General features: G+C 69.6%; 19 protein-coding genes and 1 tRNA gene. 14 read left to right on the forward strand and 6 right to left on the reverse strand.

What is annotated here, in order from left to right; translation table 11 throughout:
- Nucleotides 1-10 precede the first annotated feature (10 nt).
- Nucleotides 11-1,159, forward strand: a complete 1,149-nt coding sequence (locus tag ABMQ42_RS14310) for an ABC transporter substrate-binding protein (protein ID WP_349723672.1) — start codon at nucleotides 11-13, stop codon at nucleotides 1,157-1,159.
- Between the two features lie 6 nt (nucleotides 1,160-1,165).
- On the opposite strand, the gene ABMQ42_RS14315 is transcribed toward ABMQ42_RS14310, so the two are convergent.
- Nucleotides 1,166-2,617: a sugar porter family MFS transporter gene (locus ABMQ42_RS14315; protein ID WP_349723673.1), complete on the reverse strand. Its 1,452-nt coding sequence runs from the start codon at nucleotides 2,615-2,617 to the stop codon at nucleotides 1,166-1,168.
- Between the two features lie 71 nt (nucleotides 2,618-2,688).
- On the opposite strand from ABMQ42_RS14315, the gene rsmA reads away from it, so the two are divergent.
- The 9 genes from rsmA (at nucleotide 2,689) to ABMQ42_RS14360 (ending at nucleotide 10,479) form a co-directional block, all read left to right on the forward strand.
- The gene (rsmA, locus tag ABMQ42_RS14320) at nucleotides 2,689-3,531 is read left to right on the forward strand and encodes a 16S rRNA (adenine(1518)-N(6)/adenine(1519)-N(6))-dimethyltransferase RsmA (protein WP_349723674.1); all 843 of its coding nucleotides are present in this window, start codon (nucleotides 2,689-2,691) and stop codon (nucleotides 3,529-3,531) included.
- 22 nt (nucleotides 3,532-3,553) lie between these two features.
- Nucleotides 3,554-4,621 carry an aldo/keto reductase gene (locus tag ABMQ42_RS14325; RefSeq protein WP_349723675.1) on the forward strand — a complete coding sequence of 356 codons (1,068 nt, stop codon included), beginning with the start codon at nucleotides 3,554-3,556 and terminating at the stop codon, nucleotides 4,619-4,621.
- A gap of 11 nt (nucleotides 4,622-4,632) precedes the next feature.
- Complete coding sequence (locus tag ABMQ42_RS14330) at nucleotides 4,633-5,553, forward strand: 4-(cytidine 5'-diphospho)-2-C-methyl-D-erythritol kinase (RefSeq protein ID WP_349723676.1); 921 nt, start codon at nucleotides 4,633-4,635, stop codon at nucleotides 5,551-5,553.
- Between the two features lie 33 nt (nucleotides 5,554-5,586).
- Nucleotides 5,587-6,906: a GNAT family N-acetyltransferase gene (locus ABMQ42_RS14335; RefSeq protein WP_349723677.1), complete on the forward strand. Its 1,320-nt coding sequence runs from the start codon at nucleotides 5,587-5,589 to the stop codon at nucleotides 6,904-6,906.
- Between the two features lie 92 nt (nucleotides 6,907-6,998).
- Nucleotides 6,999-7,301 carry a DUF427 domain-containing protein gene (locus ABMQ42_RS14340; protein ID WP_349723678.1) on the forward strand — a complete coding sequence of 101 codons (303 nt, stop codon included), beginning with the start codon at nucleotides 6,999-7,001 and terminating at the stop codon, nucleotides 7,299-7,301.
- A gap of 28 nt (nucleotides 7,302-7,329) precedes the next feature.
- A complete protein-coding gene (locus ABMQ42_RS14345; protein WP_349723679.1) occupies nucleotides 7,330-8,157 on the forward strand; it encodes an ABC transporter ATP-binding protein in 828 nt (275 codons plus the stop codon).
- Nucleotides 8,154-8,834 carry an ABC transporter permease gene (locus tag ABMQ42_RS14350; protein ID WP_349723680.1) on the forward strand — a complete coding sequence of 227 codons (681 nt, stop codon included), beginning with the start codon at nucleotides 8,154-8,156 and terminating at the stop codon, nucleotides 8,832-8,834. The genes ABMQ42_RS14345 and ABMQ42_RS14350 overlap by 4 nt, the downstream gene beginning before the upstream one ends.
- Complete coding sequence (locus tag ABMQ42_RS14355; RefSeq protein WP_349723681.1) at nucleotides 8,831-9,538, forward strand: ABC transporter permease; 708 nt, start codon at nucleotides 8,831-8,833, stop codon at nucleotides 9,536-9,538. Before ABMQ42_RS14350 ends, ABMQ42_RS14355 begins: the two co-directional genes overlap by 4 nt.
- Before the next feature lie 32 nt (nucleotides 9,539-9,570).
- A complete protein-coding gene (locus ABMQ42_RS14360; protein WP_349723682.1) occupies nucleotides 9,571-10,479 on the forward strand; it encodes an ABC transporter substrate-binding protein in 909 nt (302 codons plus the stop codon).
- A 72-nt stretch (nucleotides 10,480-10,551) separates the two neighbouring features.
- On the opposite strand, the gene ABMQ42_RS14365 is transcribed toward ABMQ42_RS14360, so the two are convergent.
- From ABMQ42_RS14365 to ABMQ42_RS14380, 4 genes are all read right to left on the reverse strand, one after another.
- Complete coding sequence (locus ABMQ42_RS14365; RefSeq protein ID WP_349723683.1) at nucleotides 10,552-11,130, reverse strand: hypothetical protein; 579 nt, start codon at nucleotides 11,128-11,130, stop codon at nucleotides 10,552-10,554.
- 86 nt (nucleotides 11,131-11,216) lie between these two features.
- Nucleotides 11,217-13,031: an ABC-F family ATP-binding cassette domain-containing protein gene (locus ABMQ42_RS14370; protein ID WP_349723684.1), complete on the reverse strand. Its 1,815-nt coding sequence runs from the start codon at nucleotides 13,029-13,031 to the stop codon at nucleotides 11,217-11,219.
- Between the two features lie 52 nt (nucleotides 13,032-13,083).
- On the reverse strand, nucleotides 13,084-13,383 hold the full coding sequence (locus ABMQ42_RS14375; RefSeq protein ID WP_349723685.1) for a DUF1905 domain-containing protein: 300 nt from the start codon (nucleotides 13,381-13,383) through the stop codon (nucleotides 13,084-13,086).
- 19 nt (nucleotides 13,384-13,402) lie between these two features.
- Nucleotides 13,403-13,573: a hypothetical protein gene (locus tag ABMQ42_RS14380; RefSeq protein ID WP_349723686.1), complete on the reverse strand. Its 171-nt coding sequence runs from the start codon at nucleotides 13,571-13,573 to the stop codon at nucleotides 13,403-13,405.
- A 61-nt stretch (nucleotides 13,574-13,634) separates the two neighbouring features.
- On the opposite strand from ABMQ42_RS14380, the gene ABMQ42_RS14385 reads away from it, so the two are divergent.
- The gene (locus ABMQ42_RS14385) at nucleotides 13,635-14,321 is read left to right on the forward strand and encodes a flavin reductase family protein (RefSeq protein WP_349723687.1); all 687 of its coding nucleotides are present in this window, start codon (nucleotides 13,635-13,637) and stop codon (nucleotides 14,319-14,321) included.
- A 12-nt stretch (nucleotides 14,322-14,333) separates the two neighbouring features.
- Here the strand turns inward: ABMQ42_RS14385 and ABMQ42_RS14390 are convergent, their stop codons facing one another.
- Nucleotides 14,334-14,831: a MarR family winged helix-turn-helix transcriptional regulator gene (locus tag ABMQ42_RS14390; RefSeq protein WP_349723688.1), complete on the reverse strand. Its 498-nt coding sequence runs from the start codon at nucleotides 14,829-14,831 to the stop codon at nucleotides 14,334-14,336.
- A gap of 98 nt (nucleotides 14,832-14,929) precedes the next feature.
- On the opposite strand from ABMQ42_RS14390, the gene ABMQ42_RS14395 reads away from it, so the two are divergent.
- The 3 genes from ABMQ42_RS14395 (at nucleotide 14,930) to ABMQ42_RS14405 (ending at nucleotide 17,466) form a co-directional block, all read left to right on the forward strand.
- Nucleotides 14,930-15,001 (forward strand) — tRNA-Gln (locus ABMQ42_RS14395).
- Nucleotide 15,002: 1 nt separating this feature from the next.
- Entirely contained in the window at nucleotides 15,003-16,457 is a 1,455-nt protein-coding gene (glmU, locus tag ABMQ42_RS14400) for a bifunctional UDP-N-acetylglucosamine diphosphorylase/glucosamine-1-phosphate N-acetyltransferase GlmU (RefSeq protein ID WP_349723689.1), read from the forward strand.
- Complete coding sequence (locus ABMQ42_RS14405; protein WP_349723690.1) at nucleotides 16,432-17,466, forward strand: ribose-phosphate diphosphokinase; 1,035 nt, start codon at nucleotides 16,432-16,434, stop codon at nucleotides 17,464-17,466. Before glmU ends, ABMQ42_RS14405 begins: the two co-directional genes overlap by 26 nt.
- Nucleotides 17,467-17,493: the final 27 nt, after the last annotated feature.

Genomic DNA, 17,493 nt, shown 5'->3' on the forward strand with positions numbered 1-17,493 from the left:
CAAAGGTGTGATGCCCTTCGTCCTCTGCTCGTTCGTGACCGCGGCGATGCTCGCAGGCTGTGCGCCCTCATCCGCGCCCGCGAACAACTCGCCGCGCACCGAACTCGGAATCAGCGATGACGACTTCGACCTCGATGCTCTGATCGCCGCGGCGAAGAAGGAAGGTCCGATCACCGTCTATGACGTCACCGGCAAGATCGTTGACACCGCGAAGAATTTCACGGCTGCCTACGGCATCACAGCGACGGGCGTGAAGGCAAAGGCCAACGAACAGCAGGAGATCATGACGCGGGAGGCCCAGAGCGGCAACGTCAAGGGCGACGTCTTCTTCATGACAGACGCTCCCGCCGTGAGCGGCGACCTGCTGGCGCAGGGGATCGCGGTGAACTGGTTTCCTCCGGACCTGACAGACGATGTGCCTGCGCGCTACCAGTCGCCGACAGCCGTGTCGAATGAGGTCGACGCGTGGACATACAACACGGAGTCGTACGGCGACACGTGCCCGGTCGACAACATGTGGGCGCTGACAACGGCTGAATGGCGCTCCAGGGTCGCCATCTCGGACCCCCTTCTTCGCGCAGACTTCCTGTACTGGGTGAACCAGATGCAGGAGCACGCCGACGACGAGCTCGCCGCGGCCTATGCGGACTACTTCGGCAAGCCCCTGGATCCGGAGGAGGGCACCGCGACGGCGCAGTGGCTTCGGGGACTCGGGGAGAACGACCCGATCGTCAAGCAATCCGGCGGCGATGTCGCGGAGGCGATCGGCGCTCCCGGACAGGCCGCCGCACCAGTGGGCCTCGTGAGCACGGCCGAGTACCGCGACAACGCAGACTCCGGTTATCACCTGGCCCTGTGCACGGGCATGACGCCGTGGCTGGGACGCTCCTACGCCAAGGTCGGTGTCATCGCCAGCGGGACCGAGCACCCCAACGCGGCGAAGCTGTTCATCCACTACCTGTTGACGCAGGACGGGATCTCACCCCAACTGGCCGACGGCAAGATCTCCACCAATGAGAAGGTCGCCCCCAGTGCTGATGAGCCTTCCGGCATCGCGGACGACCTGGACTCCGTCTTCGAACCGGTTCCCGAGACCGCGGCAGACGACCTCGATTCCCTTGCGGACTGGCAGGACTTCTGGACGGTGAGCAGTCGCTGACCGCTCTCAGCCCGCCGTCTTGGCCTTGCGCACGAAGAGCGTCTCGGTCTGCTCCAGCTCCATGCCCTTGGTCTCGGGGATGCGCCAGAACACGAAGACGAACGACAGCAGAGCGAAGAACGCGTACATGCCGTAGGTGAACGGCAGTGACCATGACGACATCGCCGGGAACGTGACGGTGATGAGGAAGTTCGCGATCCACTGCGCGCCGGCGGCCACGCCCAGGGCCTTGCCGCGGATGCGGCTGGGGAAGATCTCGCCGAGCAGCACCCACACGAGCGGCCCCCACGATGCGCCGAAGCCGACGACGAACACGTTCGCGGCGATGAGCGCGACCGGGCCCCACGGGGCGCCCAGCGAGACCTCGCCCTGGGCGTTGGTGGTCGCGAAGGTGAACGAGAGCGCCATGGCGCCGAGCGCGACCGTCATGAGGGCGGATCCCGTGAGCAGGATCGGTTTGCGGCCGACGCGATCGACCAGCACGATCGCGATGATCGTGACGAGCACGTTCGTGACCGATGTGATGACGCTGATCAGCGGGGCGTTCGTGAACCCGACCGAGTGCCACAGCGTCGTCGAGTAGTAGAAGATCACGTTGATGCCGACGAACTGCTGGAACACCGACAGGATGATGCCGATCCACACGATCGGCTGCAGCCCGAGCACGGGGCCGCGCAGGGAGACGCCGGCGTTCTTGCGGTCGGCCTCGATGGCGTGCGTGAGCTCGTTCATGGTCTTGTCGAGGTCTGCCACGGGCACCAGCCGCGAGAAGATCTCCCGGGCCTCGTCGGCGCGCCCCTTCGCGATGAGGAAGCGGGGTGATTCGGGGACCGTGAAGGAGAGGATGCCGTACACGGCGGCCGGGATGGCCCCGACGATGAACATCCACCGCCATGCCGGCATCCCGAACCAGAGAACGCTGTCGGCGCCGCCCGCCGACGATGCGAGCACGGCGTCCGACAGCAGCGCGACGAAGATGCCGAGGGTGATCGCGAGCTGTTGCAGTGAGGCGAGTCCGCCGCGGATCTGCCGGGGCGCGATCTCGGAGATGTAGGCGGGGGCGACGACCGAGGCGATGCCGATGCCCAGACCGCCGATGACGCGCCAGAAGCCGAGGTCCCAGACGGTGACGCACAGGCCGGCGCCGATCGAGCTGACGAAGAACATGACGCCGCCCAGCAGCATGACGCGCAGCCGTCCCCACCGGTCGGCGAGGTTGCCGGCGACCACGGCGCCCACGGCACAGCCGAGCAGGGCGATGGCCACGACGAAGCCGGTGATGACGGGGTTCAGCGCGAAGTCGTGCTGGATCGAGTCCACGGCGCCGTTGATGACCGACGAGTCGAAGCCGAACAGGAAGCCGCCGACCGCGGCCGCGATGGAGAGGCCGATCGCTCGCCGGCCGTACGGGCCGCGCAGGGTGAACGAGCCGGTGGGGATGGAATCGGAACCGCTCATATCCGCCACACTAGCCACGCGCCGACCGATCCGTCAGGGGTGCTCCGGCGCCGCCCCGGTACAGTGAGGGGATGCCCGTGACTCTGCTGGGCGCGGCCGAGATCCGCGCACTGGCCGCCGACCTCGATGTGACGCCCACCAAGAAGCTCGGCCAGAACTTCGTCGTCGACGCCAACACGGTGCGCCGCATCGTGCAGGTCGCGCGCGTCGAGGCGGGCGAACGCGTCGTCGAGGTCGGTCCGGGGCTGGGCTCGTTGACCCTCGCGATCCTCGAGACCGGGGCGACGGTGACCGCCGTGGAGATCGACCATCGGCTGGCCGCGCGGCTGCCGGAGACCGCCGCGGCCCACGGCGTGCCCGATGGGGCGCTGACGGTCGTCGATGCGGATGCCCTGCGCGTGAGCGACCTGCCGGGCGACCCGACGGTGCTGGTGGCCAACCTGCCGTACAACGTGTCGGTGCCGGTGCTGCTGCACCTGCTCGAGACCTTCCCGAATCTGCAGCGCGGTGTCGTCATGGTGCAGGCCGAGGTGGGGGAACGACTCGCGGCCGCACCCGGCTCGAAGGTGTACGGGACGCCCAGCGCGAAGGCGGCGTGGTACGGACCGTGGCGCCTGGCCGGGACGGTGTCGCGCCAGGTGTTCTGGCCCGTCCCCAACGTCGACAGCGTGCTGGTGGCGTTCGAACGGGACGAGACGCCACGGGGGTCGGATGCGGCGCGTCGCCGCACCTTCGAGATCATCGATGCCGCATTCGGCCAGAGGCGCAAGATGCTGCGGCAGTCGCTGTCGGGTGCGCTGGGCGGCTCCGCGGCCGCGGCGACGACGGTGCTGGAGGCGGCCGGCGTCGCACCGACCGACCGGGCCGAGCAGCTCGGGATCGACGAGTTCGTGCGCATCGCCGACGCGGGCTGAACGATCGCGCTAGCCTCGGAGGATGACCGACGAACCGCGCTTCCGGGCCGACCTTCGCGACATCCATCGCCCGTACACGGCCGCCGACGACCGGTACTCGACCACCGAGTATCGCCAGGTCGGGACATCCGGGCTGTTCCTCCCGCCGATCTCGCTCGGCCTGTGGTGGAACTTCGGCGACAACATCCCGTTCGACAGGCAGCGCGAGCTGCTGCGTCATGCGTTCGACAACGGGATCACCCACTTCGACCTCGCGAACAACTACGGACCGCCCTACGGCTCGGCCGAGACCAACTTCGGCCGGATGCTGCGGGAGGACTTCCGCCCGTACCGCGACGAGCTGATCATCTCGTCGAAGGCAGGCTGGGACATGTGGCCGGGCCCGTACGGCGATCTGGGCAGCCGCAAGTACATCCTGGCGAGCGCGGATCAGTCGCTGGCCCGCATGGGTCTCGACTACGTCGACATCTTCTACTCCCACCGCGCCGACCCGCTCACTCCGCTGGAGGAGACGATCGGGGCGCTCGACACCCTGGTGCGCGCAGGCAAGGCGCTGCACGTGGGCATCTCGTCGTACAGCGCCGAGCGCACCGTCGAGGCGAAGGCCATCGCCCGCAGCCTGGGGACGCCGCTGGTGATCCATCAGCCGTCGTACTCGATTCTGAATCGCTGGGTCGAGGACGGACTGACCGGTGCCCTGCGCGAAGAGGGCATGGGAGCGATCGCGTTCACGCCGCTGGCGCAGGGACTGCTGACATCGAAGTATCTGGGCGACGGCACGGCCGAGCGCGCGCAGCAGCGGTCGTCGCTGCCGGGCGGGCGCCTCTCGGATGCGGCGCTCGCCGCCCTGCGGGGCCTGGATGTCATCGCGAAGGAACGCGGCCAGACGCTGGCGCAGATGGCGCTGCAGTGGGTGCTGCGCGACGGCGTCGTGGCGTCGGCACTGATCGGCGCATCGCGCCCCGCGCAGCTCGATGAGAACCTCGAGGCGCTGTCGGGGCCCGCGTTCGACACGGAAGAGCTCGAGCGGATCGACGCGCTCTCCGACGCCATCGACGTCGATCTGTGGGCGGAGTCGACCGAGCTGTGAGCGAAGCCCTGGTGACCGAACGCGTGCACGTGCGTGCCCCGGGGAAGGTGAACGTCTTCTTCCAGGTGGGGGCGCCCGGTGCCGACGGCTACCACGAGGTCGCTTCGGCCTATCAGGCGGTGTCGCTGTACGAGGACCTGTGGGCGACACCCGACGATGACGTGACGATCGAGGTCACCGGGTCGGTCGGACTGGCTGGCGTGCCGCTGGATGATCGCAACCTGGCCGTGCGCGCCGCGCGGCTGCTGGCGGCCGAAGCCGGCTATGCGGGCGGTGTGCATCTGCACGTGCACAAGACGGTGCCGGTGGCCGGGGGCATGGGCGGCGGATCGGCGGATGCCGCGGCGGCCCTCGTCGCCTGCGATGCGCTGTGGGGCACGGGGCTGTCGACCGGTGAGCTGCTGCGGCTCGGCTCTGAGCTGGGAGCCGACGTGCCCTTCGCCCTCATGGGCGGCACCGCGGTCGGGACCGGCCGGGGCGACCAGCTGAGCCCGGCGCTGGCACGGGGACGGTTCGATTGGGTGCTCGTCGTCAGCGAGGAGGGGATGTCAACCCCGGCCGTGTATGCGGAGCTCGATGAGTACCGGGCGGGGGCGGCGCCGCACATTCCGCCCACCCCGGTGCGTCCGACGGTGCAGCCGGCGGTGCTGCAGGCGATCCGCCAGGGGGATGCGCGGATGCTGGCCGCGGCATCCGACAACGACCTCACCCCCGCCGTGCTGAGGCTGCGGCCCGCGCTCGACGACCTCATCGATCTCGGGCTGAGAGAAGAGGCCATGACCGCGCTGGTGTCGGGCTCGGGCCCGACCGTGGCGTTCCTCACCGACGGGGAGCAGTCCGCGCTCGAGCTTCAGGTGGCGCTGAGCGCCGCAGGATACGAGGCGCTGCACGTGCACGGGCCGGTGCCCGGGGCGCGCGTTCTGCCGGAGTGACACGCGACCCTCGACGACATCAGGAGGATGGACATGGACGTTTCCCTTGCCACCCGGCACCGCGAGGCCGGTGCCGATGGGAAGGCGGTCGAACGGCTCGCCGAGCGGGGTCTCACGCTGCGCGTCGTGCCGCATGAGCGCCCCGCGTACGACAGCTGGCTGCAGGCGTCGGCGCGCGGCTTCCTCGACAGCGAGCGGACCGAGGAGCAGATCGCGGCGGCGCTGCAGCGCTCGTCGAACCGAAGGCTTCTCGGTGTGTACGATCCCTCGGCGCCGCAGGAGGAGACGCCGGTCGGGACCTTCGCGACCTGGCTCGACGATCTCGCACTGCCCGGTGGCGTCGTCGTACCCGCGGTGGCCGTGAGCGCCGTCACGGTGTCGCCGACGCACGCCGGCCGTGGCATCGCCCGGACGATGATGGAAGGCGAGCTGCGGCACGCGGTGCGTCTGGGCGTGCCGATCGCCGCGCTGACCGTCAGCGAGTCGACGCTGTACGGCCGATACGGGTTCGGACCGGCCGTGACGGCCGCCACGTGGACGATCGAGACACGGCGCGCAGGATGGGTCGGGCCCGAGGCCACGGGACGCGTGGACTACATCCCGCGGGAGCTGGCGCGCTCCCTCGCGCCGGGCCTGCACGAGCGCGTGCTGCGGTCGCGCCCCGGAGAACTGGCGATGCCGCAGTCGCACTGGGGACGCTTCACCGGCACCGACGCGGATGCGGAGAAGCCCGGTGCCGTCCGCGCCGTGCAGTACGCGGACGCGGCCGGCCAGGTGCAGGGCGTGGCGATGTACACGGTCACGGAGAACGAGGACGACTTCACGAAGGCCACCGCGCGGGTGCAGTACCTGCTCGCGACGGACGACGAGGCATACGCCGGTCTGTGGCGCTTTCTGCTGTCGCTGCCGCTGGTGGCGACGGTGACCGCCAGCGAGCTGTCGACGGATGAGCCGCTGCTGTGGATGATCGCCGACCAGCGTGCCGTCCGCATCAGCCTGACCGATCATCACTACGTCCGCATCCTCGATGTGCCGGGTGTCCTCGGTGCGCGCCGATACGCCTCGCCGGGCGAGCTCGTGCTCGAGGTCACGGACCCGCTCGGCATCAGCGAGGGGCGCTGGCTGCTCGAGGCGGCGGAGAACGGCGAGGGCGGGATCGTCTCGGCGGAGGGAGTCGATACCGGTGACGTGCCCGTGCTGCGCACGGGGACGACCGAGCTGTCGGCGATGTGCCTCGGGGGAGTGTCGCCGGCGGCGCTCGCCGCCGCCGGACGGATCGAGACGACCGATGTCGCGGCTGTTGCGCGCATGCTCGGCTGGCACGTGCCACCGCGGTTGAGTTTCTGGTACTGATCCGGCGCCGTCGGCGTGAAGGCCACGGCCCCGATGTCGGCACCCTGAGCTACGGTGGAGAACACGCGAGAGGCGACATGGGAGGAACGACCATGAGAGCACGACTCGGCGAGACCACCATCGCGACGGCAGACGACTCCGAGCTCGTCCGCATCGAAGGGAACTGGTACTTCCCGCCGCAGAGCGTCGATGCGGCGCTGCTGCAAGACAGCGACACCCCGTACACCTGTCCGTGGAAGGGCGAATGCCAGTACTACTCGGTGAAGATCGGCAACCAGATCCACAAAGACCTGGCCTGGGCCTACCCGACGCCGTATCCGAGCGCCATCGAGAAGGTCGGCACCGACTTCTCCGGCTACATCGCGTTCGCGCCCGAGGTGGAGGTCGGCGACTGACTCCGCCGGCCCGCCGGGGGAGTATCGCATGATCGAGTTCCGCGGCGTGACCAAGCAGTTCCCGGACGGCACCCGTGCCGTGCGGGACTTCGACCTGACCATCCCCGCGCACAAGACCACGGTGTTCGTCGGCTCGAGCGGCTGCGGCAAGACGACGCTGCTGCGCATGATCAACCGCATGGTCGATCCGACCTCGGGCGTCATCGAGATCGACGGCGTCGACATCGCGTCGAGACCCGCCGTCGCCCTGCGTCGCAGCATCGGCTACGTCATGCAGAACGCGGGACTCCTGCCGCACGAGACCGTCGAAGACAACATCGCGACGGTGCCGGTTCTGCAGGGGGCGAAGAGGCGGGATGCCCGGGCCCGGGCCCGGGAGCTGATGCACACCGTCGGCCTCGACGAGGCACTCGCCCGGCGCTATCCGAGCCAGCTCTCCGGCGGCCAGCAGCAGCGCGTGGGCGTCGCGCGGGGGCTCGCCGCCGACCCGAACATCCTGCTCATGGACGAGCCCTTCGGCGCCGTCGACCCCATCGTGCGCGCCGAGCTGCAGCAGGAGCTCATCCGCCTGCAGAGCGAGATCGGCAAGACCATCGTCTTCGTCACGCACGACATCGACGAGGCGTTCCTGCTCGGCGACCAGGTCGTCATCCTCGAGGTGGGCGCGCAGATCGCGCAGGTCGGCACGCCGAGCGCCATCATCGAAGAGCCCGCGTCCGCCTTCGTCGCGAGCTTCATCGGCGCTGATCGCGGCGCGCGCGCTCTGCGCGTGAAGCACACGCCGCGCGGCGCCGTCGTCGTCGACGCCCAGGGGCGCACGCAGGGCACGCTCGTCGAGGACGGGGCGTCCGGGTGAGCTGGATCGCCGACAACATCGGAATGATCCTCGAACTGTCGCTCGTGCACATCCAGCAGAGCGTCATCCCCATCGTGCTCGCCTTCGTCATCTCGGTCCCGCTCGGGTGGGTCGCATGGCGCTATCGGCTGCTGCACGGGCCGATCCTCGTGATCACCGGGCTGCTCTACACGATTCCTTCGCTCGCACTCCTCGCGCTTCTGCCCGTGTTCCTCGGCACCAGCTACATCAGCGACATCAACCTTCTCGTCGCCCTCACGATCTACGGCGTGGCGCTCATGGTGCGCTCGGTGGCCGACGGGCTCGGCTCGGTCGACGACGATGTGCGGCTCGCCTCGGTCGCGATGGGCTACGGGCCGTTCCGCCGGTTCTGGGCGGTGGACTTCCCGCTGGCAGGCCCCGTCATCCTCGCCGGTCTGCGCGTGATGGCCGCCAGCACGATCGGGCTGGCGACCGTCGGCGTCCTCGTCGGCGTGACCAACCTCGGCTACCTGTTCACCAACGGGCTGCAGCGGCGCATCCTCATCGAGGTGTTCGCGGGCATCGTCGCCGTCGTGATCATCGCGATCATCGTCGATGTGCTGCTCGTGCTCGCGGGCCGGCTGCTGATGCCCTGGGCGCGCCGGCCGCGCCGTCGTCGTGCGGCCGCGGTCGTCGCGCAGGAGGCGATCGCATGAGCTTCCTCATCGACGCGATCCGCTGGATCTTCGGCGGCGATCTCTCCGGCACCGACCCGATCCCGCTGGCCCTCGGCATCCACCTCCTCTACACGGCCGTCTCGGTCGCCGTGGCGATCGTCATCGCCGTCCCGATCGGCTGGCTCATCGGGCACACGGGGCGTGGTCGCGATGTCGCCGTCTCGGTCTCGGGAGCCGCGCGCGCCATCCCGTCTTTCGGGCTGTTCATCCTGCTCGTCCTGCTGATGGGCGTCATCCACAAGCCGGAAGCGGCCGTGGTCACCTTCGTGGTCCTGGGCGTTCCGTCCATCCTCGCCGGTGCATACTCGGGTTTCGAAGCCATCGACCGCGCCGTCATCGATGCGGGACGCGCGATGGGCATGACCGAGTGGCAGGTGCTGTGGCGCATCGAGGTGCCGCTCGGGATGCCGCTGCTGGTCGCCGGCGTCCGGTCGGCGGTCCTGCAGGTGGTGGCGACCGTGACGATCGCGGCCTACGTCGGCATCGGCGGCCTCGGCCAGTACATCATCGCCGGGATCCCGCTGCGGCAGCTGGAGATGGTGCTGGGCGGCGCGATTCTCGTCGCGGCGCTCGCGCTCGTGCTCGACGGCCTTTTCGCGCTGCTGCAGCGCGGCAGCGTGCCGCGCGGATTCCGTGCCGCGCGGCATCCCACCCGTTCGCGACCCGCGGTCGCGACTCCCTGAACCCCACGAACCCCCGAAGAAGGAGAAGCACCATGCTCCGTGTACGCAAGACCCTGACCCTCGCGGCCGTGATCGCGGGTGCCGCCCTGGCCCTGGCCGGCTGCTCATCGAACAACCCGCTCGACGAGGCGTCGGGCGATGCGACCGCCGACGCGTCGACGATCGTCGTCGGCTCGCAGTCGTACGCCTCGAACGAGATCATCGCCGAGACCTACGCGCAGGCGCTCGAAGGGGCGGGCCTGAAGGTCGAGCGCAAGTTCAACATCGGCCAGCGCGACGCCTACATGCCGGCCCTCGAGGACGGCGAGATCCAGCTGTTCCCGGAGTACACCGGCAATCTGCTGCAGTACCTCGACAAGAGCGCGACGGCGACCGCCCCCGATGAGGTCTATGCGGCGCTCAAAGATGCGATGCCCGACTCTCTGACGGTCCTCGATCAGGCAACCGCCACCGACCAGGACTCGTACACCGTCACGAAGGCGTTCGCCGACAAGTACCACCTCAGCTCGATCGCCGACCTGAAGAATGTGACCGAGAAGCTCACTCTCGGCGGCAACCCCGAACTCGCCGACCGGCCGTACGGTCCGAAGGGGCTGAAGAGCACCTACGGCATCGACATCGGGTTCAAGGCGACTGGCGACACCACCGTCGAAGACCTCGTCGCCGGCACGGTGAACGTCGCGGACGTGTACACGTCCGACCCGCGCATCAAGACCGACGACCTCGTCGTGCTGAAGGATCCGAAGGGTATGATCCTCGCCTCGAACGTCGTGCCCGTGGTCGCGACCTCGGTGCAGGGCAAGGTCGCCGACGTCATCAACGCGGTGCAGGCCAAGCTCACGCCCGAAGCGCTCGTCGACATGAACGTGCAGAACACCGTCGACAAGAAGTCGGCCGCCGACATCGCGAAGGCCTTCCTCGCCGACAACGGCCTGAAATAGCGCGCGAAACCTCCCGTCACCGCCGTCTCGAGGGGAGCACGGCTCGGCGGTGGCGGGAGGTTCCGACTTCTCTCAGACGGCCAGACCCCAGCCCAGCGAGAAGTTGAACGCGACGGCGACCATGAGGTACATCAGCCACAGCCCTGTGACGATGTGCCAGAAGCCGAGGGCGCGTTCGCCCCACTTCTGCCCGATCGCAGCGAAGAAGTCGGACAGATAGATGAGTGCCAGGCCGAGGAACAGCAGCCCCACCGGCCAGTCACCGGCCACGAAGAACACCACGAGGCCGACGACGGAGATGATGAAGAAAGCGACGCACATTCCCGCGTTCGGGCGAGGGTCGTGGCCGCGGTACCGGTTGAAGCCGATCGCGAACCAGTGGATGCCATACGCGGAGAACGCGAGCGCGGCCATGTACAGCGGTGCATCTTTGAACACTTGGAACCATGTCAGCCCGATGAACAGGATCGTCCCGGTCACGAACTGACAGAATCCCGGCAACCAGATGCCCCAGATCCCGGTGGCGCGGTCGACACCTTCGTCCCGCTTCGGCCACCCGAACAGCTCCTGCGGGCCGTAGATCAGGTAGCCGGTTCCGAGTCCGAAGAAACCGAGGGCCAGGGGTGGGAACATCGATACGGCGAATTGCATGATGAACCTTCTTAGATGAGGCTCCCCTCATCCACATGGTCCACCCGCGCCCGGCGGCGGTCAAGCACCCCGGACGGCGCGGCGATTCAGCCTTCGAGCGACTCCGACAGCTCGAGCCAGCGCTCTTCGAGCGTCGCGCTCTCGTCGGTGAGTGCGTCGCGGTCCTTCTGCAGGCGCATCAGCGTGTCGTAGTCGTCGTGGGCGCCGGCCAGCTTCTCGTCGACCGCGGCGATCTCCTTCTGCAGCTTCTGCAGGCGTCGATCGATCGCGGCGACCTCCTTCTCGGCGGCGCGTCGATCGGACCCGGTCAGGCCGGGAGCGGGTGCCGCGGCCGCGGCATCCCGCACCGTCGAGGCCGGCCGCGCCCGCTGATCCGCGCGCAGGTGCAGGTACTCGTCGACGCCGCCGGGCAGGTGCCGCAGCCGGTGGTCGAGGATGGCGTACTGCTGGTCGGTGACCCGCTCGAGGAAGTACCGGTCGTGCGAGACGACCAGGAGCGTGCCCGGCCACGAGTCGAGCAGCTCTTCCATCGCGGCGAGCATGTCGGTGTCGAGGTCGTTGGTCGGCTCGTCGAGGATGAGCACGTTCGGCTGGCTCAGCAGCACGAGCAGCAGCTGCAGGCGGCGCTTCTGGCCGCCGGAGAGATCCTTGACCGGGGTCGACAGCTGCACGCTCGCGAAGCCCATGCGCTCGAGCAGCTGCCCGGGCGTGAGTTCGGCGGCCTTGGAACCGGTGCCGAAGGTATAGGTGGTGCGCAGGCCCTCCAGCACGAGCCGCACCGGCTTGTGCAGGTGCTCGTCGAGCTCGTCCATGCGCTGCGAGAGGGCGGCGACTTGGACGGTCTTGCCATGCTTGACGCGCCCGGACGTGGGGGAGACGGTGCCGTCGACGAGGCCGAGCAGCGTCGACTTGCCCGCGCCGTTGACGCCGAGGACTCCGGTGCGCTCACCCGGCGCGATGCGCCACTCGACGTCGTGCAGCACCTCACATGCGTCGCCGGTGTCGGGGTCGGGATACGAGACGGAGGCGGCGAGCAGGTCGACCACGTCCTTGCCGAGGCGGGCTGTCGCCAGCGACTGCAGCGCCACCGAGTCGCGCAGCGGCGGCACGTCGGCGATGAGCTCGTTCGCGGCGTCGATGCGGAACTTCGGCTTCGACGTGCGCGCGGGCGCGCCGCGGCGCAGCCACGCGAGCTCCCGGCGCGCGAGGTTCTGCCGGCGCGCCTCGATCGCCGCCGCCTGCCGGTCGCGCTCCACGCGCTGCAGGATGTACGCGGCGTAGCCGCCCTCGAAGGGTTCGACGATCCGGTCGTGCACCTCCCAGGTGTCGGTGCACACCTCATCGAGGAACCAGCGGTCGTGCGTGACGACGAGGAGAGCACCGGCGTTCGCGGGCCAGCGGTTCTTCACATGCCGCGCGAGCCAGGAGATGCCCTCGACGTCGAGGTGGTTGGTGGGCTCGTCGAGCACGATCACGTCGAGATCCTGCGCGAGGAGCGCGGCGAGCGCGACGCGGCGGCGCTGGCCGCCGGAGAGCATGCCGATGCGGCCGTCCCACGGCAGATCCGATACGAGGCCCGCGATGATGTCGCGCACGCGCGCGTCGCCGGCCCACTCGTGCTCGGGCGCGTCGCCGACGATGGCGTGGCCGATGGTCTCTTCGTCGTCGAGCATGTCCTGCTGCTCGAGCACGCCGATGCGCACGCCGCCGCGCACCGTGACCCGCCCGCCGTCGGGCTCGACCCGTCCGGTGAGCATGCCCAGCAGCGACGACTTGCCGTCGCCGTTGCGGCCCACGATGCCGATGCGGTCGCCCTCGTCGACGCCGAGGCTGACGGCGTCGAAGACGACCCGGGTCGGATACTCCAGGTGCAGGGCCTCGGCCCCGAGAAGATGTGCCATATCCTTCCCAGGCTAGGGCACCGGGCTGTGCCGCCCTCTCAGCGTCGTCCGCTCAGATCACCGGCTCGACGGCGACGCGCACGGTGTCGCCCACCTCGACGCTCTCGCGTCGCCGGATCTCCTGCTTGATCGCGAAGACGTAGGTGCCGTCCGACTCGGGGAACAGCGAGGTCTGCCAGCGCGACGAACCGAGCGAGGCCGTGATCTTCACCGAGTCGAATCCGCCGCGCGGCAGCGGCATGTCGTGGATCTCGTCGGAGATGCCGGCGGGAACACGCGCGAACACCCACAGCTCGCGCCGCGCCGCCCAGCGGAAGAGCGTGGTCTCGAACTCGTATCGGATGCCCGGCATCCGCCCACTGTAGCCAGGGTCAGCCGCCTTCGCGCCGGGTGCCGCCGCAGCGCCAGCACGCGGTCCCGGGCGGGCCCTCGATCATCGCGCCGCAGTCCGTGCACAGCGCGGGCAGCCAGCAGGCGGCATCCCCGCCCATCTGTGCATCATCCACGCTCTGCAGCGGGGGCCGTCGGTCGTCTTCGCCCATGACTCCATCATGCGACGTCACACCGGGCCGGGGGCATCGATTCCGCTGATACGTTCGCACCATGACCGCCGATTCGCCCGCCCCTCTCACCGAGACCAGGGAGAGGGGGGTGGATGCCGCGGCCGCTGCGCCGTCGCACGTGATCGCGCACCCGCACGTGCTGTACGTCGGCACTCCGCCCTACCTCATCGGCTCGACGAATGCCGACGGCACGGCGAACCTGGCACCGGCGTCGTCGCACTGGGCGCTGGGTGACATGCTGTGCCTGGGGCTGGAGGCCGAGGGGCAGACGGCCCTGAACATCGCCGAGCGGCCGGGGATCACGATCAGCTTCCCGTCGGCACCGCTGTGGCCCTCTCTCGTGCGCCTGTCGCGCCTGACCGGCCGTACGCCGGTGCCCGCCGACAAGGCCGACCGGTACAGCTACGAGCCCGACAAGTTCGCGGCCGCACGCCTCACCCCGCAGCCATCCGACCTCGTGGACGCCCCGCGCGTGCTCGAGTGCGCGCTGCAGTTCGAGGCGGAGGTGCGCCGGATGACCCCGGGGCTGGACGGCAGCTACTTCATGGTCGAGGCCGAGGTGCTCCGCGTGCACGCCGATCCGGCGCTCGTTCCCGAGGGCACCGGCGAGATCGACCCGCGGCGGTGGCATCCGCTCGTGTACGCGTTCCGCCACTTCTTCGACCGCGGTGACGAGGTCGGCTGGCTGCCGTCGAGCCGGCTCGCCCCGTCACCGGTCATCGACTGACGGCGAAACCGCTCAGAGGTCGAAGCCGAGGCTGAGCTTGCGCAGGAGCGTCGCGAGCCGCTCGCGATCGGTGCGGGTGAGCCCCGCCAGCAGCACCGCCTCGGCGTCGACGAGGCGCGTGATCGCGGCATCCACCCGCGTCTTCCCGTCTCCGGTGAGCACGACGAGCACGCTGCGCCCGTCGGCCGGGTCGGCCTCGCGACGCACGAGCCGGCGCCCGACGAGCCGGTCGATGCGATTCGTCATCGTGCCCGACGACACCAGCGTCTGCTGCAGGAGCTGCTTCGGAGTGAGCTGGAACGGCTCGCCCGCGCGCCGCAGGGCCGACAGCACATCCCACTCCCACGGCTCGAGCTCGCTGCGGCGGAACGCATCGCGCCGCGAGTGGTCGAGATGGCGCGACAGACGGTCGACGCGCGAGAGCACCTCGAGGGGCGAGAAGTCGAGATCGGGCCGTTGCCGGTTCCACGCCTCGACGATCCGGTCGACCTCGTCATGCTCGTTCGCCATCCGTCCATTATCGCGAGGGATGCCGCGGCGCAGGCCGCGTGCACGCTCAGCCCGCGCGCCGGGTCATGGCAGACTTGACGTGGCCGCGGAAGCGGCGGTCCGCCGTGGTGTAATGGCAGCACGACAGCCTTTGGAGCTGTGAGGTCTAGGTTCGAGTCCTGGCGGCGGAGCATGACCGACACCCAACTCGCCATCGTCATCCTCGCCGCAGGGCAGGGCACGCGCATGAAGTCTTCGCTGCCGAAGGTGCTGCATCGCATCGGCGGTCTGCCACTGGTCGGTCATGTGCTCGGCACGGCGCAGGCGCTCGAGGCCACCGAGGTGCTCGTGGTGGTCCGCCACGAGCGCGACCAGGTCGCCGCCGCCGTCGCCGAGCTGGATCCCGCCGCGCGGGTCGTCGACCAGGACGAGGTGCCGGGCACCGGGCGTGCGGTGGAGGTCGCGCTCGCCGAGCTGGGCGGATTCGACGGCGACGTGCTGGTGCTGTCGGGCGACGTGCCGCTGCTGGACGCCGCGACGCTGAGCGCGCTGCTCGACGGGCACCGCGCCGCGCAGGCCGCGGTGACGCTGATGACCGCGGTCGTCGCCGACCCGCACGGCTACGGCCGGGTGATCCGCGACGCGGACGGCGACGTCGACCGCGTCGTCGAGCAGAAGGACGCCACCCCGGAGGAGACGGCGGTCACCGAGATCAACGCGGGCGTGTACGTGTTCCGCGCCGAGGCGCTGCGCACGCACCTGCCGGCTGTGGGCACCGACAACGCCCAGGGCGAGAAGTACCTCACCGACGTGCCCGCGCTCGTGCGCCGTGCCGGCGGCCGGGTCGCGGCATCCGTCGTCGACGACGTGACCGTGACGTACGGCGTCAACGACCGCGCGCAGCTGTCGGACGTGGGGCGGCTGCTGAACGCCCGCACCGTGCGCCGGTGGCAGCTCGAAGGCGCCACGATCATGGACCCGGCCACGACCTGGATCGATGTCACCGCGACCCTGGCGCCCGACGTGACCGTGCTGCCGAACACGCACATCCTGCGGGCGACGACCGTCGCCGAGGGCGCGATCGTCGGGCCCGACACGAGCCTGGTCGACTGCGAGGTGGGGGAGCGGGCGATCGTGCGACGCGCCGACGCCACCCTCGCGGTGATCGGCGCCGATGCGAACGTCGGACCCTTCGCCTACCTGCGCCCCGGCACCTATCTCGGTGACCACGGCAAGATCGGCACCTTCGTCGAGACCAAGAACTCGACCATCGGCGAGGGCAGCAAGGTGCCGCACCTCTCCTACATCGGCGACACCACGATCGGCCGGGGCGTGAACCTCGGCGCCGGCGCCATCACCGCGAACTACGACGACATCACCAAGCACCGCACCGAGATCGGCGACGAGGTGCACAGCGGGTCGCACAACGTCTTCGTCGCGCCCGTTAGGATCGGAGATGGCGCGAAGACCGGGGCGGGCGCCGTGATCCGCAAGGATGTGCCCGCCGGAGCCCTGGCCCTCAGCGTGGCCCCCCAGCGCAACATCGAGGGGTGGGTCGAGAAGAACCGACCGGGCACAGCGGCGGCGGATGTCGCCTCCCGGTCCGCACAGAAAGCGGGCGATGGGCCACAAGGACAAGAAGGTTGATCTCGATCGCGAGCGCGGGATAGCGCCGGGCCTGGTCGCCAAGACGAAGAAGCGCCTGGTCGTCGCGTCCGGGCGTTCGCACCGGGCTCTGGCCGCCGAGGTCGCCACGGCACTGGGCACCGAGCTCGTGCCCACCGAATACCGGACGTTCGCGTCGGGTGAGATCCTGACCCGCTTCGAGGTGTCGGTGCGCGGTTGCGACGTGTTCCTCGTGCAGTCGTTCGGGCCGCCCGTCAACGAGTGGCTCATGGAGCTGCTGATCATGCTCGACGCGGCCAAGCGCGCCTCGGCGAAGCGGATCACGGTCGTCGCGCCGTACTACCCGTACTCCCGCCAGGACAAGAAGGGCCGGGGGCGCGAGCCGATCAGCGCGCGTCTGGTCGCCGATCTGCTGAAGACGGCCGGCGCCGACCGCGTGATGAGCGTCGACCTGCACGCCGCGCAGATCCAGGGCTTCTTCGACGGCCCCGTCGACCACCTGTTCGCCAAGCCCGTGCTGCTCGATTACTTCACGCGCACGCTCAGCGAGGAGGACCGCGAGAAGCTCACGGTCGTCTCGCCCGACACCGGGCGCGTGCGCGTGGCCGATCAGTGGTCCGACTCGCTGGACGCGCCGCTGGCGATCATCCACAAGCGCCGCGACCCGAACGTCGCGAACCAGGTCACGGTCAACGAGATCGTCGGGCGCGTACGCGGCCGCGTGTGCCTGCTCGTCGACGACATGATCGACACGGGCGGCACGATCCTGAAGGCCGCCGAGGCGCTCAAGGCGAACGGCGCCGAGCGCGTCATCGTCGCGGCCACCCATCCGGTCTTCAGCGATCCGGCCGTCGAGCGCCTGCAGAACGAGGTCATCGACCAGGTCGTGGTCACCGACACGATCCCGCTGCCGGAGGACAAGGTCTTCCCGACCCTGACGGTCCTCCCGATCGCGCCGCTGCTGGCGCGGGCGATCCATGAGGTGTTCGTCGACGGATCGGTGACGAGCATGTTCAACGGCGAGGCGTGAGACCTGCCGCAGACCAGACGGGACGAA

Origin of the sequence: Microbacterium sp. KR10-403 (assembly GCF_040196215.1) — a bacterium.
Classification (GTDB): Bacteria; Actinomycetota; Actinomycetes; order Actinomycetales; family Microbacteriaceae; genus Microbacterium.

Coding starts and splice junctions, on each gene's coding strand:
- ABMQ42_RS14310 (WP_349723672.1), top strand. CDS start 11: ATGCCCTTCGTCCTCTGCTCGTTCGTGACCGCGGCGATGCTCGCAGGC.
- ABMQ42_RS14315 (WP_349723673.1), bottom strand. CDS start 2,617: ATGAGCGGTTCCGATTCCATCCCCACCGGCTCGTTCACCCTGCGCGGC.
- rsmA (WP_349723674.1), top strand. CDS start 2,689: ATGCCCGTGACTCTGCTGGGCGCGGCCGAGATCCGCGCACTGGCCGCC.
- ABMQ42_RS14325 (WP_349723675.1), top strand. CDS start 3,554: ATGACCGACGAACCGCGCTTCCGGGCCGACCTTCGCGACATCCATCGC.
- ABMQ42_RS14335 (WP_349723677.1), top strand. CDS start 5,587: ATGGACGTTTCCCTTGCCACCCGGCACCGCGAGGCCGGTGCCGATGGG.
- ABMQ42_RS14340 (WP_349723678.1), top strand. CDS start 6,999: ATGAGAGCACGACTCGGCGAGACCACCATCGCGACGGCAGACGACTCC.
- ABMQ42_RS14345 (WP_349723679.1), top strand. CDS start 7,330: ATGATCGAGTTCCGCGGCGTGACCAAGCAGTTCCCGGACGGCACCCGT.
- ABMQ42_RS14355 (WP_349723681.1), top strand. CDS start 8,831: ATGAGCTTCCTCATCGACGCGATCCGCTGGATCTTCGGCGGCGATCTC.
- ABMQ42_RS14360 (WP_349723682.1), top strand. CDS start 9,571: ATGCTCCGTGTACGCAAGACCCTGACCCTCGCGGCCGTGATCGCGGGT.
- ABMQ42_RS14365 (WP_349723683.1), bottom strand. CDS start 11,130: ATGCAATTCGCCGTATCGATGTTCCCACCCCTGGCCCTCGGTTTCTTC.
- ABMQ42_RS14370 (WP_349723684.1), bottom strand. CDS start 13,031: ATGGCACATCTTCTCGGGGCCGAGGCCCTGCACCTGGAGTATCCGACC.
- ABMQ42_RS14375 (WP_349723685.1), bottom strand. CDS start 13,383: ATGCCGGGCATCCGATACGAGTTCGAGACCACGCTCTTCCGCTGGGCG.
- ABMQ42_RS14380 (WP_349723686.1), bottom strand. CDS start 13,573: ATGGGCGAAGACGACCGACGGCCCCCGCTGCAGAGCGTGGATGATGCA.
- ABMQ42_RS14385 (WP_349723687.1), top strand. CDS start 13,635: ATGACCGCCGATTCGCCCGCCCCTCTCACCGAGACCAGGGAGAGGGGG.
- ABMQ42_RS14390 (WP_349723688.1), bottom strand. CDS start 14,831: ATGGCGAACGAGCATGACGAGGTCGACCGGATCGTCGAGGCGTGGAAC.
- glmU (WP_349723689.1), top strand. CDS start 15,003: ATGACCGACACCCAACTCGCCATCGTCATCCTCGCCGCAGGGCAGGGC.
- ABMQ42_RS14405 (WP_349723690.1), top strand. CDS start 16,432: ATGGGCCACAAGGACAAGAAGGTTGATCTCGATCGCGAGCGCGGGATA.